9 protein-coding genes and 2 tRNA genes are annotated in these 15,238 nt (G+C 39.1%); 5 read left to right on the plus strand and 6 right to left on the minus strand.

All coding sequences use genetic code 11. The features are described 5' to 3' along the window. Positions 1-60: 60 nt before the first annotated feature. Both ACJG85_RS06380 and ACJG85_RS06385 read right to left on the minus strand, forming a co-directional pair. On the minus strand, positions 61-1,572 hold the full coding sequence (locus ACJG85_RS06380; protein ID WP_409677192.1) for an OmpP1/FadL family transporter: 1,512 nt from the start codon (positions 1,570-1,572) through the stop codon (positions 61-63). 66 nt (positions 1,573-1,638) lie between these two features. Then, entirely contained in the window at positions 1,639-2,559 is a 921-nt protein-coding gene (locus tag ACJG85_RS06385) for a hypothetical protein (protein WP_409677194.1), read from the minus strand. A gap of 100 nt (positions 2,560-2,659) precedes the next feature. Between ACJG85_RS06385 and proS the strand changes: the two genes are divergently transcribed. The 4 genes from proS (at position 2,660) to rpsT (ending at position 4,789) form a co-directional block, all read left to right on the plus strand. Next, positions 2,660-4,138, plus strand: coding sequence for a proline--tRNA ligase (gene proS, locus ACJG85_RS06390; protein WP_409677196.1), 1,479 nt, complete (start codon positions 2,660-2,662; stop codon positions 4,136-4,138). A gap of 82 nt (positions 4,139-4,220) precedes the next feature. Further along, positions 4,221-4,292 (plus strand) — tRNA-Glu (locus ACJG85_RS06395). Positions 4,293-4,313: 21 nt separating this feature from the next. Next, positions 4,314-4,385, plus strand: a tRNA-Glu gene (locus tag ACJG85_RS06400). A gap of 152 nt (positions 4,386-4,537) precedes the next feature. Then, positions 4,538-4,789: a 30S ribosomal protein S20 gene (gene rpsT, locus ACJG85_RS06405; protein WP_409677198.1), complete on the plus strand. Its 252-nt coding sequence runs from the start codon at positions 4,538-4,540 to the stop codon at positions 4,787-4,789. 47 nt (positions 4,790-4,836) lie between these two features. On the opposite strand, the gene ACJG85_RS06410 is transcribed toward rpsT, so the two are convergent. Together ACJG85_RS06410 and ACJG85_RS06415 are read right to left on the minus strand one after the other, a co-directional pair. Next, complete coding sequence (locus ACJG85_RS06410; RefSeq protein ID WP_409677200.1) at positions 4,837-5,247, minus strand: response regulator; 411 nt, start codon at positions 5,245-5,247, stop codon at positions 4,837-4,839. Between the two features lie 9 nt (positions 5,248-5,256). Beyond that, the gene (locus ACJG85_RS06415; RefSeq protein ID WP_409677202.1) at positions 5,257-6,975 is read right to left on the minus strand and encodes a PAS domain-containing sensor histidine kinase; all 1,719 of its coding nucleotides are present in this window, start codon (positions 6,973-6,975) and stop codon (positions 5,257-5,259) included. A 162-nt stretch (positions 6,976-7,137) separates the two neighbouring features. On the opposite strand from ACJG85_RS06415, the gene typA reads away from it, so the two are divergent. Further along, complete coding sequence (gene typA / locus ACJG85_RS06420) at positions 7,138-8,934, plus strand: translational GTPase TypA (protein ID WP_409677204.1); 1,797 nt, start codon at positions 7,138-7,140, stop codon at positions 8,932-8,934. Between the two features lie 205 nt (positions 8,935-9,139). Here typA and ACJG85_RS06425 read toward each other — a convergent pair whose 3' ends face one another. Both ACJG85_RS06425 and ACJG85_RS06430 read right to left on the minus strand, forming a co-directional pair. Beyond that, on the minus strand, positions 9,140-10,057 hold the full coding sequence (locus ACJG85_RS06425; RefSeq protein ID WP_412477180.1) for an alpha/beta hydrolase: 918 nt from the start codon (positions 10,055-10,057) through the stop codon (positions 9,140-9,142). A 3-nt stretch (positions 10,058-10,060) separates the two neighbouring features. Continuing rightward, positions 10,061-15,157: a T9SS type B sorting domain-containing protein gene (locus ACJG85_RS06430; RefSeq protein WP_412475947.1), complete on the minus strand. Its 5,097-nt coding sequence runs from the start codon at positions 15,155-15,157 to the stop codon at positions 10,061-10,063. Between the last annotated feature and the right edge of the window lie 81 nt (positions 15,158-15,238).

Genomic DNA, 15,238 nt, shown 5'->3' on the forward strand with positions numbered 1-15,238 from the left:
AGAAGGACACAATAAAAAAGCCATCCGGAAAAGGATGGCTTGTAATTCGATTTATTGTCTTTAGAAATTCACAGAATAACTAAAAGTAACAGTGTTATTGTATCGGCTGATTCTGGCCGGGTCAGTCATACCGGAAGAAATTAAAGCCTGATTTCTGTTTCGATGATCATATGCATAGGCTAAATCAATTCTGCTTTCTCCAAAATTATAGCCAATTCCACCGCTGTATCCTGTTAAATCGCCAAACGCTTGGTCAACCTTATATGGACTTTCTTCAAAGCGATAACCGGCTCTTAAACTTACTTGTTTGATTCGGTACTCGCCACCAATTCTTACTTCGATGGCATTATCTAAGGCATTACTCATAAAGTTGTTCAAGCCTGCATAACCGGGATCGTTTTTTGGTTTGAATCGTAATGAACTATAGTTTTTGGTAGAAACATCGGCGCTGATAAGTCCTTTTTTGCCAAATATGTACGATAAACTTCCTGTCCATTTTCCGGGTGTTTGAATGTTATAAGGTAAGTAAACAACAGAATTTTGGTAAGAGAAAGGAAATTCAATACCGTCTTGATTGTTCAAGCTTCGAGTACTTACACCTTGTTGTAACTCATCTGTTAAACGAAACCAGGTTGGTGATTCGTAAGCCAATCCAACTCTAACGCTCTCGATAGGTTTTACAATGGCTCCTAAATTAAAGGAGAATCCGTAACCGGTAGTCCATAATCTGTTTTCGAACAGTATCTCAGAAATTGTTGAGCCTGTGTCATAAAGCGGATTGTTATTGCTTTCGTAAATAGAGAATATTTTATCTATATTGACAAAGTGATAATTTAAACTTCCGCCGATAAAAATTTTGTCTTTATAAGCCGCCGAGAAGTTTCCGGTTAATTTGCCATTATATCCTGTGGTCAGTACCTGATTTTCCTGATAATAATTACCTCCCGTCGGGATGTTGGTATAATACGAAGTATTGTTCGGGGTATTATTTGTAGCTTCAAAGATATAGGTGTCATACCCTAAATAAGCTTGTTGCTCATAAAAATTTAACTCATAGAAATTCAAATCAGTTAAAACATTCGTTGGAATACCTTGGGCAATGTTTACAAAGTAATTTCCAATGGAGTTATACGGATTTGTTCCTGCCGAAAAAACACTATTATTAAGGTTATTGGCATTTTCATAGTTGATGCCTATGGCCAGTTTATTCCAACCGCTTTTGCTGTTTCCACTTTCTTTAAAGATAAACACAGCGCCTAATTGATTGATGTCTAAAGTGTTGTCGTTGTCATTGGTTGAAGTGCCAAAGTAACGAGACTTATTTTTAGCATTATATACGGATCCTGTTATAGTAGCAAAGTTGTTGTTGAAAAAAATAGAACCCGCCGGATTCACACTGATGGCAGACAAATCCCCTCCCAATGATCCGAAGGCGCCGCTCATCGCTCTGAAACGAGCAGTTCCGGTTAAATTGTCAACAGCCAAACGGATGGCGTCATCCGGAGTGGTTTCTTGTGCTTGTAATGAGGAAACAGATATTCCTGCTAATAAGAGTAAAAAATACTTTTTCATAGTGCTTTAATTATAGTCATAAAAAAGCCTATGCGATGTTTACTAAAAGCATAGGCGTTATTGTTATTATCTTCTGCCGCCTCCTGAGGATCTGCCGCCTCCAAAGCTACCGCCTCCACCGGAAGATCTGCCGCCTCCGTAACTTGAACTTGGAGTGTAAGAGCGTGATGGGGCAGATTCTGATCTCACACTTGTTCGTGGTTGTGATGATGAACTGTTTACATTGGTGCGAGTAGGAGTCGTATTGGTATTTGTACGAACCGGAGTAGTATTAGATCGGGTATTAAAGTTGCCGCTTCTTGGAGAGGAGAAATTTCGGCTGCTTCTAACGCCGTTTGATTGATATCTGTTGTTTGTATAAGCGCTGTTTAAGCGGTTTCCATAGTTGGAACGGTAAGCAGTACCACGTCTTCCACCATTGTAATAACTTCCCCAATGGTTGTAGCCATAATAACCTCCCCAACCCGGTCCGTACCAATTGTTCCAAGAATTCCATCCCCAGCCCCAACCAACATTCCAAGCTGGTCCGTACCAATTGTTCCAACCCCAGCCCCAACCGGGTCCGTACCAAGAATTCCATCCCCATCCCCAGTAACTTCCATACCAGTAATTGTTCCAATAACCCCAACCCCAATTGTTGTCATAAACATTTACGGTTATGGATTGAGCATTGTCTCCCCAACCGGCATTGCTGTTGTTGTAAACTTGTCCCTTGCTAAGAGAGTCATTGCTCACATTGCTGTAGCTTTCCACATCTGTAAAAACTTCGGCTTCCTTGTTAAGGTTGCTAAAGTATTCTTTGTACTTATTACTTTCAGCGTTATTTGCGGCAGTATTTTCCGTTTGTTTGTTTTCGGAACTGCCGTAAATGCCGTCATCATAATAGGAACTGTTTTGGTAAGAACCACAAGAAGTAGCGCTAATTGCCAATATTCCCAGAACGGAGAACAGCGACAATCTTCGGCTGAATAAATAATAAGTTTTCATATCTATAGCATTTTTATTGTTGGACTATACAAAAATAGTTAGTTTTGCCGAACTATTTAGTTAAAAAAAGTTAAACAATTTTTATGCCAAACTATTCATTATGAGTAAGAACTTAACAAAGAGAGCAGAGGACTATTCCAAATGGTATAACGAGCTGGTGGTTAAGGCTGATTTAGCCGAAAACTCCGGTGTTAGAGGTTGTATGGTAATTAAACCCTACGGTTATGCAATTTGGGAAAAGATGCAAGCAGAGTTGGACCGCATGTTCAAAGAGACAGGTCATAGTAACGCTTATTTTCCTCTTTTTGTTCCCAAGAGTATGTTTGAGGCAGAAGAGAAAAATGCAGAAGGTTTTGCCAAAGAATGTGCCATTGTTACTCATTATCGCTTGAAAAATGACGAAACCCGTCCGGGCAAACTAATGGTTGATCCAAATGCCAAATTGGAAGAAGAGCTGATTGTAAGACCAACCAGTGAAGCAATTATTTGGTCAACCTATAAAAACTGGGTGCAATCTTATCGTGATCTGCCTCTATTAATAAATCAATGGGCGAATGTGGTTCGTTGGGAAATGCGTACCCGTTTGTTTTTGAGAACAGCAGAGTTCCTATGGCAAGAGGGACACACGGCCCATGCTACAAAAGCAGAAGCCATTGAAGAGTCTGAAAAAATGATGCACGTATATGCCGATTTTGTGGAGAACTTTATGGCTATACCTGTTATCAAAGGTCTAAAAACAGAAACAGAGCGTTTCGCCGGAGCAGAAGAGACATATTGTATCGAAGCTTTGATGCAGGATGGAAAGGCATTACAAGCTGGAACATCCCATTTTTTAGGTCAAAATTTTGCCAAAGCTTTTGATGTGAAGTTTAACAGCAAAGAAGGAAAGTTAGAGCATGTTTGGGGAACTTCTTGGGGTGTTTCCACTCGTTTGATGGGAGCATTGGTGATGACCCATTCTGATGATAACGGATTAGTATTGCCGCCAAACTTAGCTCCGATCCAAGTGGTAGTTGTGCCTATATTCAAAACGGAGGAGCAATTTGCCGCTATCAAAGCATTGGCGGATGATTTGACATTGTCTCTAAAAAAGCTCAATGTTTCGGTTAAGTTTGATACCAGAGATACTTTGTCTCCTGGCTTTAAGTTTAATGAATGGGAATTAAAAGGGGTTCCTGTTAGAATTGCCATTGGTCCGAAAGACTTAGAAAACGGTACTTTTGAAGTAGCTCGTCGTGATACACTAACTAAAGAAGTTATTCCAAGTGAAGGAGCCGCAGTTTACATATCGGAGTTGTTGTCTAAAATCCAAAAAGATTTATTTGACAAAGCACTTTCTTATCGAGATGAGCACATTACTGAAGTAAATACTTTCGAGGAATTTAAAGACGTTTTGGAAAATAAAACCGGTTTCATTTCAGCGCATTGGGATGGCACGCCTGAAACAGAAGAAAAAATCAAAGATTTGACCAAAGCCACTATCCGTTGTATTCCTTTAGATCGAAAACTTGAAGAAGGAACTTGTGTTTTCTCCGGAGGCAAATCTGTTGGTAGAGTGTTGTTTGCAAAAGCGTACTAATAAAAAACAGAAAAAAAATAGTTGTGCTCTTGCGGGATTAAAAAATAGTTGTATTTTTGCCACCGCAATTTTAAGCAAAGATGGCCCGTTCGTCTATCGGTTAGGACGCCAGGTTTTCATCCTGGTAAGAGGGGTTCGATTCCCCTACGGGCTACAAATTTATCTTAGGCTTAATGGCCCGTTCGTCTATCGGTTAGGACGCCAGGTTTTCATCCTGGTAAGAGGGGTTCGATTCCCCTACGGGCTACAAAATTAGTTGTAAATTAGTTTTATAAAACAGCTGTTTAGTGTCTCAAACAATGTTTTATTAGTTAAAACCAAAGTGATTATTATTAATTGTGGGAGGTTTTTCTTTTTTAACTAATAGTTTATAAATTATTACAATTAAATTAAAAAGAAATGGCAAATCATAAGTCCGCTTTAAAAAGAATCAGAAGCAACGAAAAGAAAAGAGTGTTGAACAGATACCAACACAAAACCACTCGTAATGCTATCAAAGCATTAAGAATGGCTACCGATAAGTCTGAAGCTTCTTCAAAATTGTCAATTGTTATCTCAATGATTGACAAATTAGCTAAAAAGAATATCATTCATGATAATAAAGCTTCAAACCTAAAATCTAAATTGACTAAGCACGTAGCTAAGTTATAATCAAGATTTTTTAGTCACATAAAAAAGCACCCTTTTGGGTGCTTTTTTTATTGGTAATCCTTCGATTTTTCTTTGAGTTCTTCAATCATTTCTTTGGTGATGGGTTTGGATAGAAAATCAACCACCATTGGATAGTTTTTTGTTTTTTCTACATCTTGAGGGTCTATAGTAGAAGAGAGTACAATAAACTTGGCCTCCGGAAAAGTCTCATTATAGCCGCTTTTCAAGTATTGGTCAAGAAATTCCCAGCCATTCATTATAGGCATGTTCAAGTCTAACAATACCAAACGCGGATAAGCTGAGTCAGACTGTTCAGCTAATTCTTTAAAAAATAAAATGGCTTCTTCACCATTAGTTGCTGTTAGTATTTCTTTGGCAAATGCAGCACGTTCAATAACCTTTTTGCAAAGCATCAAAGTGATCACGTCATCATCTACACAATAAATTTTTTCTAACATAATGATTTATTAATTGTTCTTAAATACAATGGTGAAAGTGGTTCCTTTGCCTACTGTGCTTTCTACATTGATGGTGCCGCCCATAGCTTCAACCTGTGATTTAACCAAATACAATCCCAAACCTTTACTGTCCGGATGATTGTGAAATCGCTGATACAAGCCAAATATTTTATCGCGGTTTCTTACTAAATCGATGCCAACACCATTGTCTTTAAAGGTTAAAACCAAATTGTCATCCACAACCTTGGAGGAGATATTCACTTTTAACTGTCGGTTTTCCGAGCGGTACTTGATGGCATTCGTCAGTAAATTTAAAAAAATACTTTCTAAATACGATTTATTAATATTTAAAATAGAGACCTCTTCCAAGTCTATTTTAAGAATTGGTTTGTGCATTCCGATTAAGAAACTTAATTGGTTGAATACATTCTCGAAAATCTCTTTAATCAAGACTTTTTCCTTTTGAATTGAAGGATTGTCTTTAATGATAACCACCTTCACTAAATCGTTAATGGTTTCGTTTAAAAGGTGTGTCGATTTTGTAAAACCGGAAATAATTTCTTTTAACTCAGGGTCTTCAATGTCCATCTCTTCTACCAAGTTTAATAAACCGGTTAAATTGGACAAAGGCGCTCGAAGGTTGTGCGAGGTAATGTAAGAGAATTGTTTCAGGTCTTTGTTGTTCTGCGTTAACTCTCTAATCAGTTGTTCTCGTTCTTTTTCTTTGTTCTTTTCTTCGGTCACATCTCTCTGAATCGAAATCCAGTGCGAATGCTCACCATCTTTATCGGTTACAGGAATCATGGAAAAGTTGTTCCAAAACTCTTCACCGTTTTTCTTGTAATTGATGGTTTCCACAAAGCATTCTCTATATTCTTGAATAGCCGTTTTCAATTTGTCGAACTCTAACATATCCGATTTCGGACCAATAAACATAATGGGAGATTTTCCAATTACCTCTTCTGCTGTGTAGCCTGTCATGTCGGTAAAAGCCGAGTTGACGAAAATGATATTCGGAATCACATTTTGAGAAGTGTCAATATCTGTAATCATCACCGCGTCTTTGGTTTGTGTAATCACGGTTTCCAATAATCTCAAACGTTGCTCTTCTTCTTTTTGTTTGGTTACGTCCTGAATGGCTCCAATCATTCTGATGGGCTTTCCATCTTTATCTTTTACAAGGAAACCTCTATCAAACACATATTTGTAACTACCATCTGCACATTGAAAACGGTATTCATCTTGCCATTTCTCGGTTTTTTGCTCTAAGAAGGAATACAATTTAACCGACATCTTCAAGCTGTCTTCAGGATGAATGCGCTCAAACCACCATTTAGAGGTTTTGCCGACTTCCTCTTTTTTGTATCCGAAAACGCCCTGAATTCCTTTATTCCACAAAAAGCTGTCGTCTTCAATTTTCCAATCCCATATAGTATCACTCGTTGCTTTGGCTACTATGTCATACCGTTCATTGGACTCTAAAATTTCATTATTGGTAATTTGAAGTTTATCAAAAACAGATTTGTTGTTTTTTTCGTTGTGTAGTAGGATGAATTTCAGGACGATGCCTGATGTCAAAATAAATAAAAAGTCTCTGATGTAAAAGTATATAGAAGTATTTTCAGGGGCGTTTTTGGTATAATCTAAAAAAAATTGATGACCGACAAAGGCCACAAACATTAATATAAGGACGTAAATTAATGTAATTTTATTCGAATTATTTTTCATTACTCCAAATATAAAGATTTTCAGGTTAGTTTTAAAATTTGAAGAAAAACTTATCAAAGATTTTATGAACTTTCCCACTAATTTTAAGAAACCGTAAACTAATTCAGTTATCGTTTTTTATCTGAAAATAAAGTGTACCTTTGCACCCACAAAAAAGCACACATGGAATCTATCAGAAACATTGCAATTATTGCGCACGTTGACCACGGTAAGACTACTTTGGTTGATAAAATTATGTACCACTGTCAATTATTTCGCGAAAACGAAAACACGGGCGACTTAATCCTCGACAACAACGACTTAGAGCGTGAAAGAGGTATTACCATTACTTCAAAAAATGTTTCTGTAGTATACAAAGGCACCAAAATTAACATTATCGATACTCCGGGCCACGCCGATTTTGGCGGGGAAGTAGAGCGTGTATTGAACATGGCCGACGGTGTTTGTTTGTTGGTGGACGCCTTCGAAGGACCGATGCCGCAAACCCGTTTTGTATTGCAAAAAGCCATCGACTTAGGTTTGAAACCTTGTGTGGTGATAAATAAAGTTGACAAAGAAAACTGTACGCCGGAAGAAGTGCACGAAAAAGTATTCGACTTGATGTTCGAATTAGGAGCCGAAGAATGGCAGTTGGATTTCCCAACCGTGTACGGTTCTGCTAAAAATAACTGGATGTCGGACCATTGGGAAAATGTTACTACTAACATCGAACCGCTTTTAGATATGGTGGTTGAGCACGTGCCGGCTCCGAAAGTATCTGAAGGTACACCGCAAATGTTGATCACGTCTTTAGATTTCTCTTCTTTTACCGGTCGTATCGCAATCGGTCGTTTGGAAAGAGGTGTTTTAAAAGAAAATATGCCGATTTCCTTAGTGAAAAGAGACGGTAAAATCATCAAATCCCGCATCAAAGAATTACACACTTTTGAAGGCTTAGGCCGTAAAAAAGTAACCGAAGTAATTGCCGGAGATATCTGTGCTATTGTTGGTGTTGAAGGCTTTGAAATTGGAGATACTATTGCCGATTTCGAAAACCCGGAAGCGTTGCAAACCATTGCTATCGACGAGCCTACGATGAGTATGTTGTTCACCATCAACGATTCGCCTTTCTTCGGTAAAGAAGGAAAGTTTGTCACCTCGCGTCACATTAAAGATCGTTTGGCTAAAGAATTAGAGAAAAACTTAGCGCTTCGCGTAGCCGATACAGATTCTGCCGATAAATTTATGGTGTTCGGACGCGGTGTATTACACTTGTCAGTATTAATCGAAACCATGCGTCGCGAAGGCTACGAGTTACAAATCGGGCAACCGCAAGTAATCATCAAAGAAATCGACGGCGTAAAATGCGAACCTATCGAGGAATTAACCATCGACTTACCGGAAAACGTATCCGGAAAAGCTGTTGAGTTCGTTTCAGTACGTAAAGGTGAGATGCTTTCTATGGAAGGCAAAGGCGAGCGCATGATCATCAAATTCAACATTCCTTCAAGAGGAATCATCGGTTTGAGAAATCAGTTGTTAACCGCTACTGCCGGAGAAGCCATTATGGCACACCGTTTTATCGGTTACGAACCATATAAAGGGGAAATCGCCGGTCGTATCAACGGTTCGTTAATCTCTATGGAAAACGGAAAAGCCATTCCTTACTCTATCAATAAATTACAGGAAAGAGGGAAATTCTTTGTCGATCCGAACGAAGACATCTACGAAGGTCAGGTGGTAGGAGAGAACTCACGTGGCGATGATATGACGGTTAACATCACCAAAACAAAACAGTTAACCAACTTCCGTTCTGCCGGTGCCGACGAGAAAAATAAAATCGTTCCGGCCATCAAGTTTACTTTAGAAGAAGCGTTAGAGTACATCCAAAAAGACGAGTACGTAGAAGTAACGCCAAAATCATTGCGTTTGCGTAAAATTTATTTGAACGAAAACGACAGAAAACGATTCAAAATCTAATCGATTTTAAATTATAATACCGAAATCCCAAATTCCAATTCGTGAGTTTGGGATTTTTTTTGGAGCTAATCCGGCTATCCGTTGCAATCTTTTTGGGTTTTCATTCTACAGTAAAGCCAACTCAACCAAGTTGTCTGACTGAGCTTGTCGAAGTCCTATATCAAAAGAAACCCAAAAAGGATTTCCACTATTATCCGGGCTAGGTTTATTTTTGTAACAGGAACAAAAACGGAATTTCAAGTCTCTCCGCCCAAGCTGCTTCCGAATGATTTTTTCCCGGGAAGAATTGTGTAGTCCAATTGGCAGTCGTAAATCCTTTTTCAACCATTACGCTGTCGGCCATTTGCTGCAACGGCGGATACAAAGCATCTAAGGTTTGATCGCCATAATCAAAGTAAATGCGGTTGGTCTTCGGATTCGGAAGTTTTTTTCTCATATACGCATAAAACGCTTCGGGAATCGGATTGTTGTCCACCGCAAAAATGCCCGGCCAATGGGTCGAAATACAAGCAGCAGCGCCAAAAACTTCGGGATATTCACAAATCGCATACAACGAAATCAAACCACCCATACTGGAGCCGGCTATAAACGTGTTGTCTTTGTCTTTGTGTGTTGAGAATGTTTTATCTATAAATGGTTTTAGCTCGCTAACTAAAAACTTCAAATACAAGTCGGAGTAAGGTTTAAAAACTTCTTTGGTTCGACCGGCTTTTTGCAATTGCGCCGTAACCGTGTCTTTTTGAACAGCCGTCAAACTTTCATATGGCTTTTGCGGAAAATATTCAGGATGTCTTTTTGCGGCTATATTCCAAATGCCCACCACTATGAATTTTTTGACTTTCCCTTCCGCATTCAATTTACCGGCTACTTCATCCACTTCCCAAGCTTGTTTGTTCCAAGTGGTATTGGCGTCAAATAGCATTTGACCATCGTGCATATAAATCACAGCGTATTTTTCCGCAGTGTTGTAGCCTTTTGGCAACCAAACATCCACATTTCGGGCTTCAACAAACTCCGATTTAAAGTTTTCAAAACGTTGTACAAAACCACTGGTGACTTTCATTTCCTGTGCTTGGAGTAAACTTTGCGCTAATAATAAAAAAAGACTTAAAGTGGTTTTCATGTTTTATCGTTTTAAAGTAAAATGCCCTTTGGCGCTTCGCCCATCCTCAAACTGAATAGAGTACCAATAATCATCAGCCGGCATTTGACGTCCGTTATAGGTACCGTCCCAGCCGATTTCGGTGGTGCTGAGTTGTTTCAACAGTTTGCCGTAGCGGTCAAAAATATAAATGGTTGAGCGGTAGTTGTATAAAGCGCTAACGCCTTTTACATTCCAAAAGTCATGGAAACCGTCACCGTTTGGCGTGAAGTATTTCGGAATCCCTAATACTGGAACTACAATCGGACCTACTACACCACAACCGTTTTTGTCGCGCACATACAGCGTATGGAAACCAATTTGTACATTGGTAAAGAAACCGGTATCACGGTACGGACCGCTTTCATCGTCCAAAGCAAATTCATAATCACCTTGACCGGTAACAGTTACCGATATAGAATTGATATCTTGTAAATCTTCTACACTAATGTTCTGAACAGTTGCAATTTCGGAACCGATTACTGTTATGGTTCTGGTTTTCGTACAACCAAAACCGTTGCTTACCGCTACACTGTAAACTCCCGGGGTATTTACCGTTAGCGTGTGGTTAATTTGTCCCGCCATAATGGTGTTGTTTTCATACCATTGGTAAGTGTAGGCGGCAGGTGAGGAGTTGTCAATTATTCCGGCATCTATTAAAGCCTCTGTGTCCGGTAAACAAATGATAACGGTTTCTTCCTGATCGATTTTAGGGGTCGGATTCACCACAAAAGGAATTATAGTTTGGGCTTTACAAGCAGTATTCGTTGGATTTTCAACTACTGCAGTCACATTTTGTGTTCCGGTACTGAAAGGATTGGGCAACTGATTCGGAATAGTACTCGGAATCAATACATTGTTCTCATCGTAGTAATACACATTCATCCCGGTTTGTGTGCCTAAAATTTGGGACAAAATTCCCGAAGTATCAAAATCATACAAACCATTTTGATTCAATGAAATTACTTCATCATCACAAACCGTTACTAAAGCAGGATTTACAGTAAAAGCTTGTGGCAAATCATCTACTATGAACTGTAGTTGCACTTCATCATAACAAGGTTGACCGCCGGTTTGCGTGGTGTTGTTGCTTACTCTAATGGTTATGGTCTCCGAACCATTTACAAAGTACGGGTTGGTAAACGGTACAATTTGAGTACCATCGGCCTTATAGTATTTCACATTTACACCGGTTTGTCCGTTGATAACAGTTGCGGCTATATTGGACGTGTCAAATCCAAAAATACCATCTTGGTCGTCATCACAAGCTCGGATTAGATTTGCTGCATTAACAGGGTTGGCCACAGGAGTAGGTTCAACTACCACGTCGAAAGTTTTAAATCCGAAGCAAGAATTGTCTAAAGTACTGTCTACACGTACCCAAATGGTTTGAGTATTTGGGAAGCCGATATTTCTGTAGTTTGTAATATCTGCTATGGCCAAAGAGTTTCCGGAAGCATCCGTTTCGGCTAAGAAATCGGCTTGTGTTTTATAAAACTTAATGCTGACATTGGCCGGTAAAATAGCATTCAAACTATTGCGTATGGCAGTAAAGTTAAAAGGGCCTGAAATACCGTCATAATCGTTATTAACCGCATCCAAATAATCGTCACACAAGTATTGGTTTGGAATGACAAAGCTGGCCGGAATTTGCGTTACAGAAACCACTAAGTCTATACGGGCTACACGGTAACAACCATTGCTGTTTTCCACTCTGACGTAAACGCTGTTGTTACCCGAAGAATAGTTGATTGGATTTGTTATTTGGACTGCATTTATTTCGTTTTGGGCTCCATTCAATGTGGTGTAATAGGAAAAAGTTTCGTTTAGGTAGTTGGCCGAAATTACGTCGTTTTTTTGCGTCAGGTTGAAAACAGAAATACCATCAGTATCATCATCACATTGTTTTAATGAAATAGGAGTGGTTACCACCGGTAAGGCATAAGTAGTTAGTGTGGCAGCCTGAGAATACAAACCGCAACTGTTGCCGTTTTTATTTAGAAAGACACGGTATTGGTTGCCTGCCATTGATGGAGAGACATTGGAAACGGTTAAGGAAGCTGTTGTCGTTCCAGAATAAGTTGCATTGTCGGTCAAATTAGTCCAAGTATCTCCGTTATCAGTAGAAAGTTGCCATAAATAGCTGTCTACTACTACAGAGGTTAGTGTAAATACTGCCGATTCCAACTCACAAGTGGTTACATCTTGCGGCTGAACAGAAATAGATATTGGGGCCGCTATAATATAATTACCATTGGGCACTCCGTAACCACTGCTGCTCAAGACTAAGCCTTCTCCGGCTATAACAACAGGTGTGTCACCCAGTATACCGTCGTTGTTGTTGTCCATAAAACCCGCTTCAGTCACATCAAAGCAACCGTCATTATCACTATCGATTTCCAAATAATTCAAAATACCGTCACCATCTGTATCGACTATAGTATAATTGAGTACGCCGCTATCGGGATTGGTTTCCAAATTGTTGGCTATTCCGTTACTGCCTACCGGACTTACAACAATTCCATTCGTATTTGTACTGTTTCCCGGGCTACCGGATTCGATAATATCAAATATTCCATCATTATCACTGTCCATATCCAAATAGTTAGGAAAGCCGTCATTGTCGTTATCTGCCGGTGTAATACCATTGCCAAAAATATCATCAATTCCATCACTATTGGCATCAACACCGGAAAGCGCTGTGATGTTTGGTCCTTGAGATTCTATAAAATCCGGGATAGTATCATTATCACTGTCAACATCATATTGGTCAGGTACACCATCATTATCGGAATCTTTAGGGACACAAGTGGCTATCAATCTTAAGGAAGCTTTGCTCGAGTTAGTGTCGACTAAATTGATGTTTGTAACCGTTAGAGCAGTGATCAAATTACCTTTAATGGAAAAAGTTCCCGCTCCGGGTTGTAAGGCAACGTTGCTATTCAAACGGAATCGAATTTCAAAAGAAGAATATTCCGTAACACCACTCTCAAAAATGCCATCGTAATTGGTATCAATTAAAATCTGATTGTTAGGATTTAATACGGTAAGTGTTTTATTAATGGGACATTTTATTCTAAATTCAGTAGACGCTGTGAAGTAATCACTGGTAGCTGCTGCAGAGGCGTATTCTATAGCCAAACTGATAGGGTTATTGAAAGTAGCAGTATAGCTGACACTATTGTTTTTTCCTGTGGCTGCTTCGGTAACAAAATTCCCTAAATTATCCCCTGTTATTGGTGTGGCAGATGGCGTTCCTGTTCCTGTAAAACTCAAACTCCCAACAAAAGGATTGATGTAATCACCTATAAAAACAGACCCTAAAGTAGTATTGGTCAGATTAACTCCCAAATCACCGTAAGATTCTGTACAATTGGTAATACCGTCATTGTCGTTATCACTATCAACATTGTTGTTAATGCCATCATTCTCATCGTCTGTAGGACAAGAGCTTACCGGTATTTCATTGGAATTGATGGGCAAAGTACAACTCGAAATTGTAGCCGAAACATAATAATATCCCGGACCTAATGCAGAGGGCGTATAACTGCTGTTTGTGGCACCACTGATAGGGTTGCTGTTAAAATACCATTGAAAAGTATCAAACGGACTCAAGGTGTTTACCGAAAGCACCGTATTGGGAATACAACTGAGTTGGTTAATGTCTAATTGGTTAAAAGATATTTCCGGCTCAAAGGTAAATCCGGAATAAAAACCGCCAAAGGTGGCTGCTCCACTGGTGCCATAAGCTGCTAAATAGAGTTCTTGTGTAGAAAACACAGAAACATTACCGCTTAATCCGGTGATTACATAAGTTTCATAATTTGCATTTCCTTGTACGGGAGTTGGACCGTTAACATTGGCTATAGCTGTTAGTCCGGCTAAAGTGTAAGATGTACCGTTAATTAAAAAATTAAGGGTAGCACCTACTTTAGTCACTATGGTTACCCTTCCGGTAAATTGCCTGGTTCCAACAAAATCAATGGAAGGAATGTTGTCTATAATTCTCGGGGTTTGACAACTCAATGGTGGTACAAAAAATAACTCTTGATTGCGTTGGTCAATAGCACTGTTATCACCTATACTTTGATAGGCAAAAACTTTTTGACTGGTTTGTAAAAACAAATTTCCGGAGGCACTAAAATTTGAGCCGTCTAATACCAAATAATCTCCGGCATTGATGGTAAAATTGGGAGTTGGAGAACCCGATAAAAATACTTCGGTATTGTCGACATCGGCTACTAATAAAACAGTTTCTACAGCATTAACACCGGTACTTTTTATAAAAATATATTCTGTATTACTGATCCTTTCCAAGGGAACAATTTGGTCAAATCCCAAATCTAAATTTCCCGCTGCATTACTACCACCGAAAGATCCGCAATTCAAAGCAATTGGTTTGTCTGAAGTTACCAAAGCTCCTATCAGTCCGGCCCGGTTAGGGTCATGTGGTCCCTGAACCGACATCACATAACTTTGTCCACTGTTTAAAACTATACTAAAAGGTGCATCACCGGTACTGCTGTTAATCGGTTGAATATTGGTGCCAAAATCACTAAAATTGATAGTGGTGTTATTCTCTGTTGCTAAAACCGAAATGAAGGTAGTATGGATGTCAAAATAGTTAGCGACTTGTAAATTGGTCAAAGCACCAATCCTGAAGTGAGTGCCCAATGACGCTTTCCCTTTGGATACCAATTGTCCGGCTTGATTTCCGCTACCGGCTGTGACTCTGGCTGAAACGTATATCAAGTCATCAGCCTCAACTATGTAGCCTTTATTGGAAAAGGCAATATTAGAGGAACCGGAGTCAACATGCAATTGGGTGTTATTTCCAAAACCTACATAATGAACATAAGGCGTATTTCTGGAAACGGTTCCTGTTATAATGTTACCACCCAACTCTATAATTCTGAAATTGATAGGATTTACGTTAGGTGTTGAAATGTATAAGTATTGGTCTTCAGAGACTACTGAGCTTGAACCGGATAGAGGCGGAATGTAATGCGTTTTACTAAATTGAGCGTAACAATTGGCTGATAATACTGCTATTACGAACAAAAAAAATAACTTCTTTTTCATTCGCTAAAATTAGGAAATAAAAAAGAAAACATAAAACGAACCGGTCTATTTATGTTTTCTTTAAGAATTGATTTTAACAGT

The organism is Flavobacterium mekongense, assembly GCF_047038255.1.
In the GTDB taxonomy this organism is placed as follows: Bacteria; Bacteroidota; Bacteroidia; order Flavobacteriales; family Flavobacteriaceae; genus Flavobacterium; species Flavobacterium mekongense.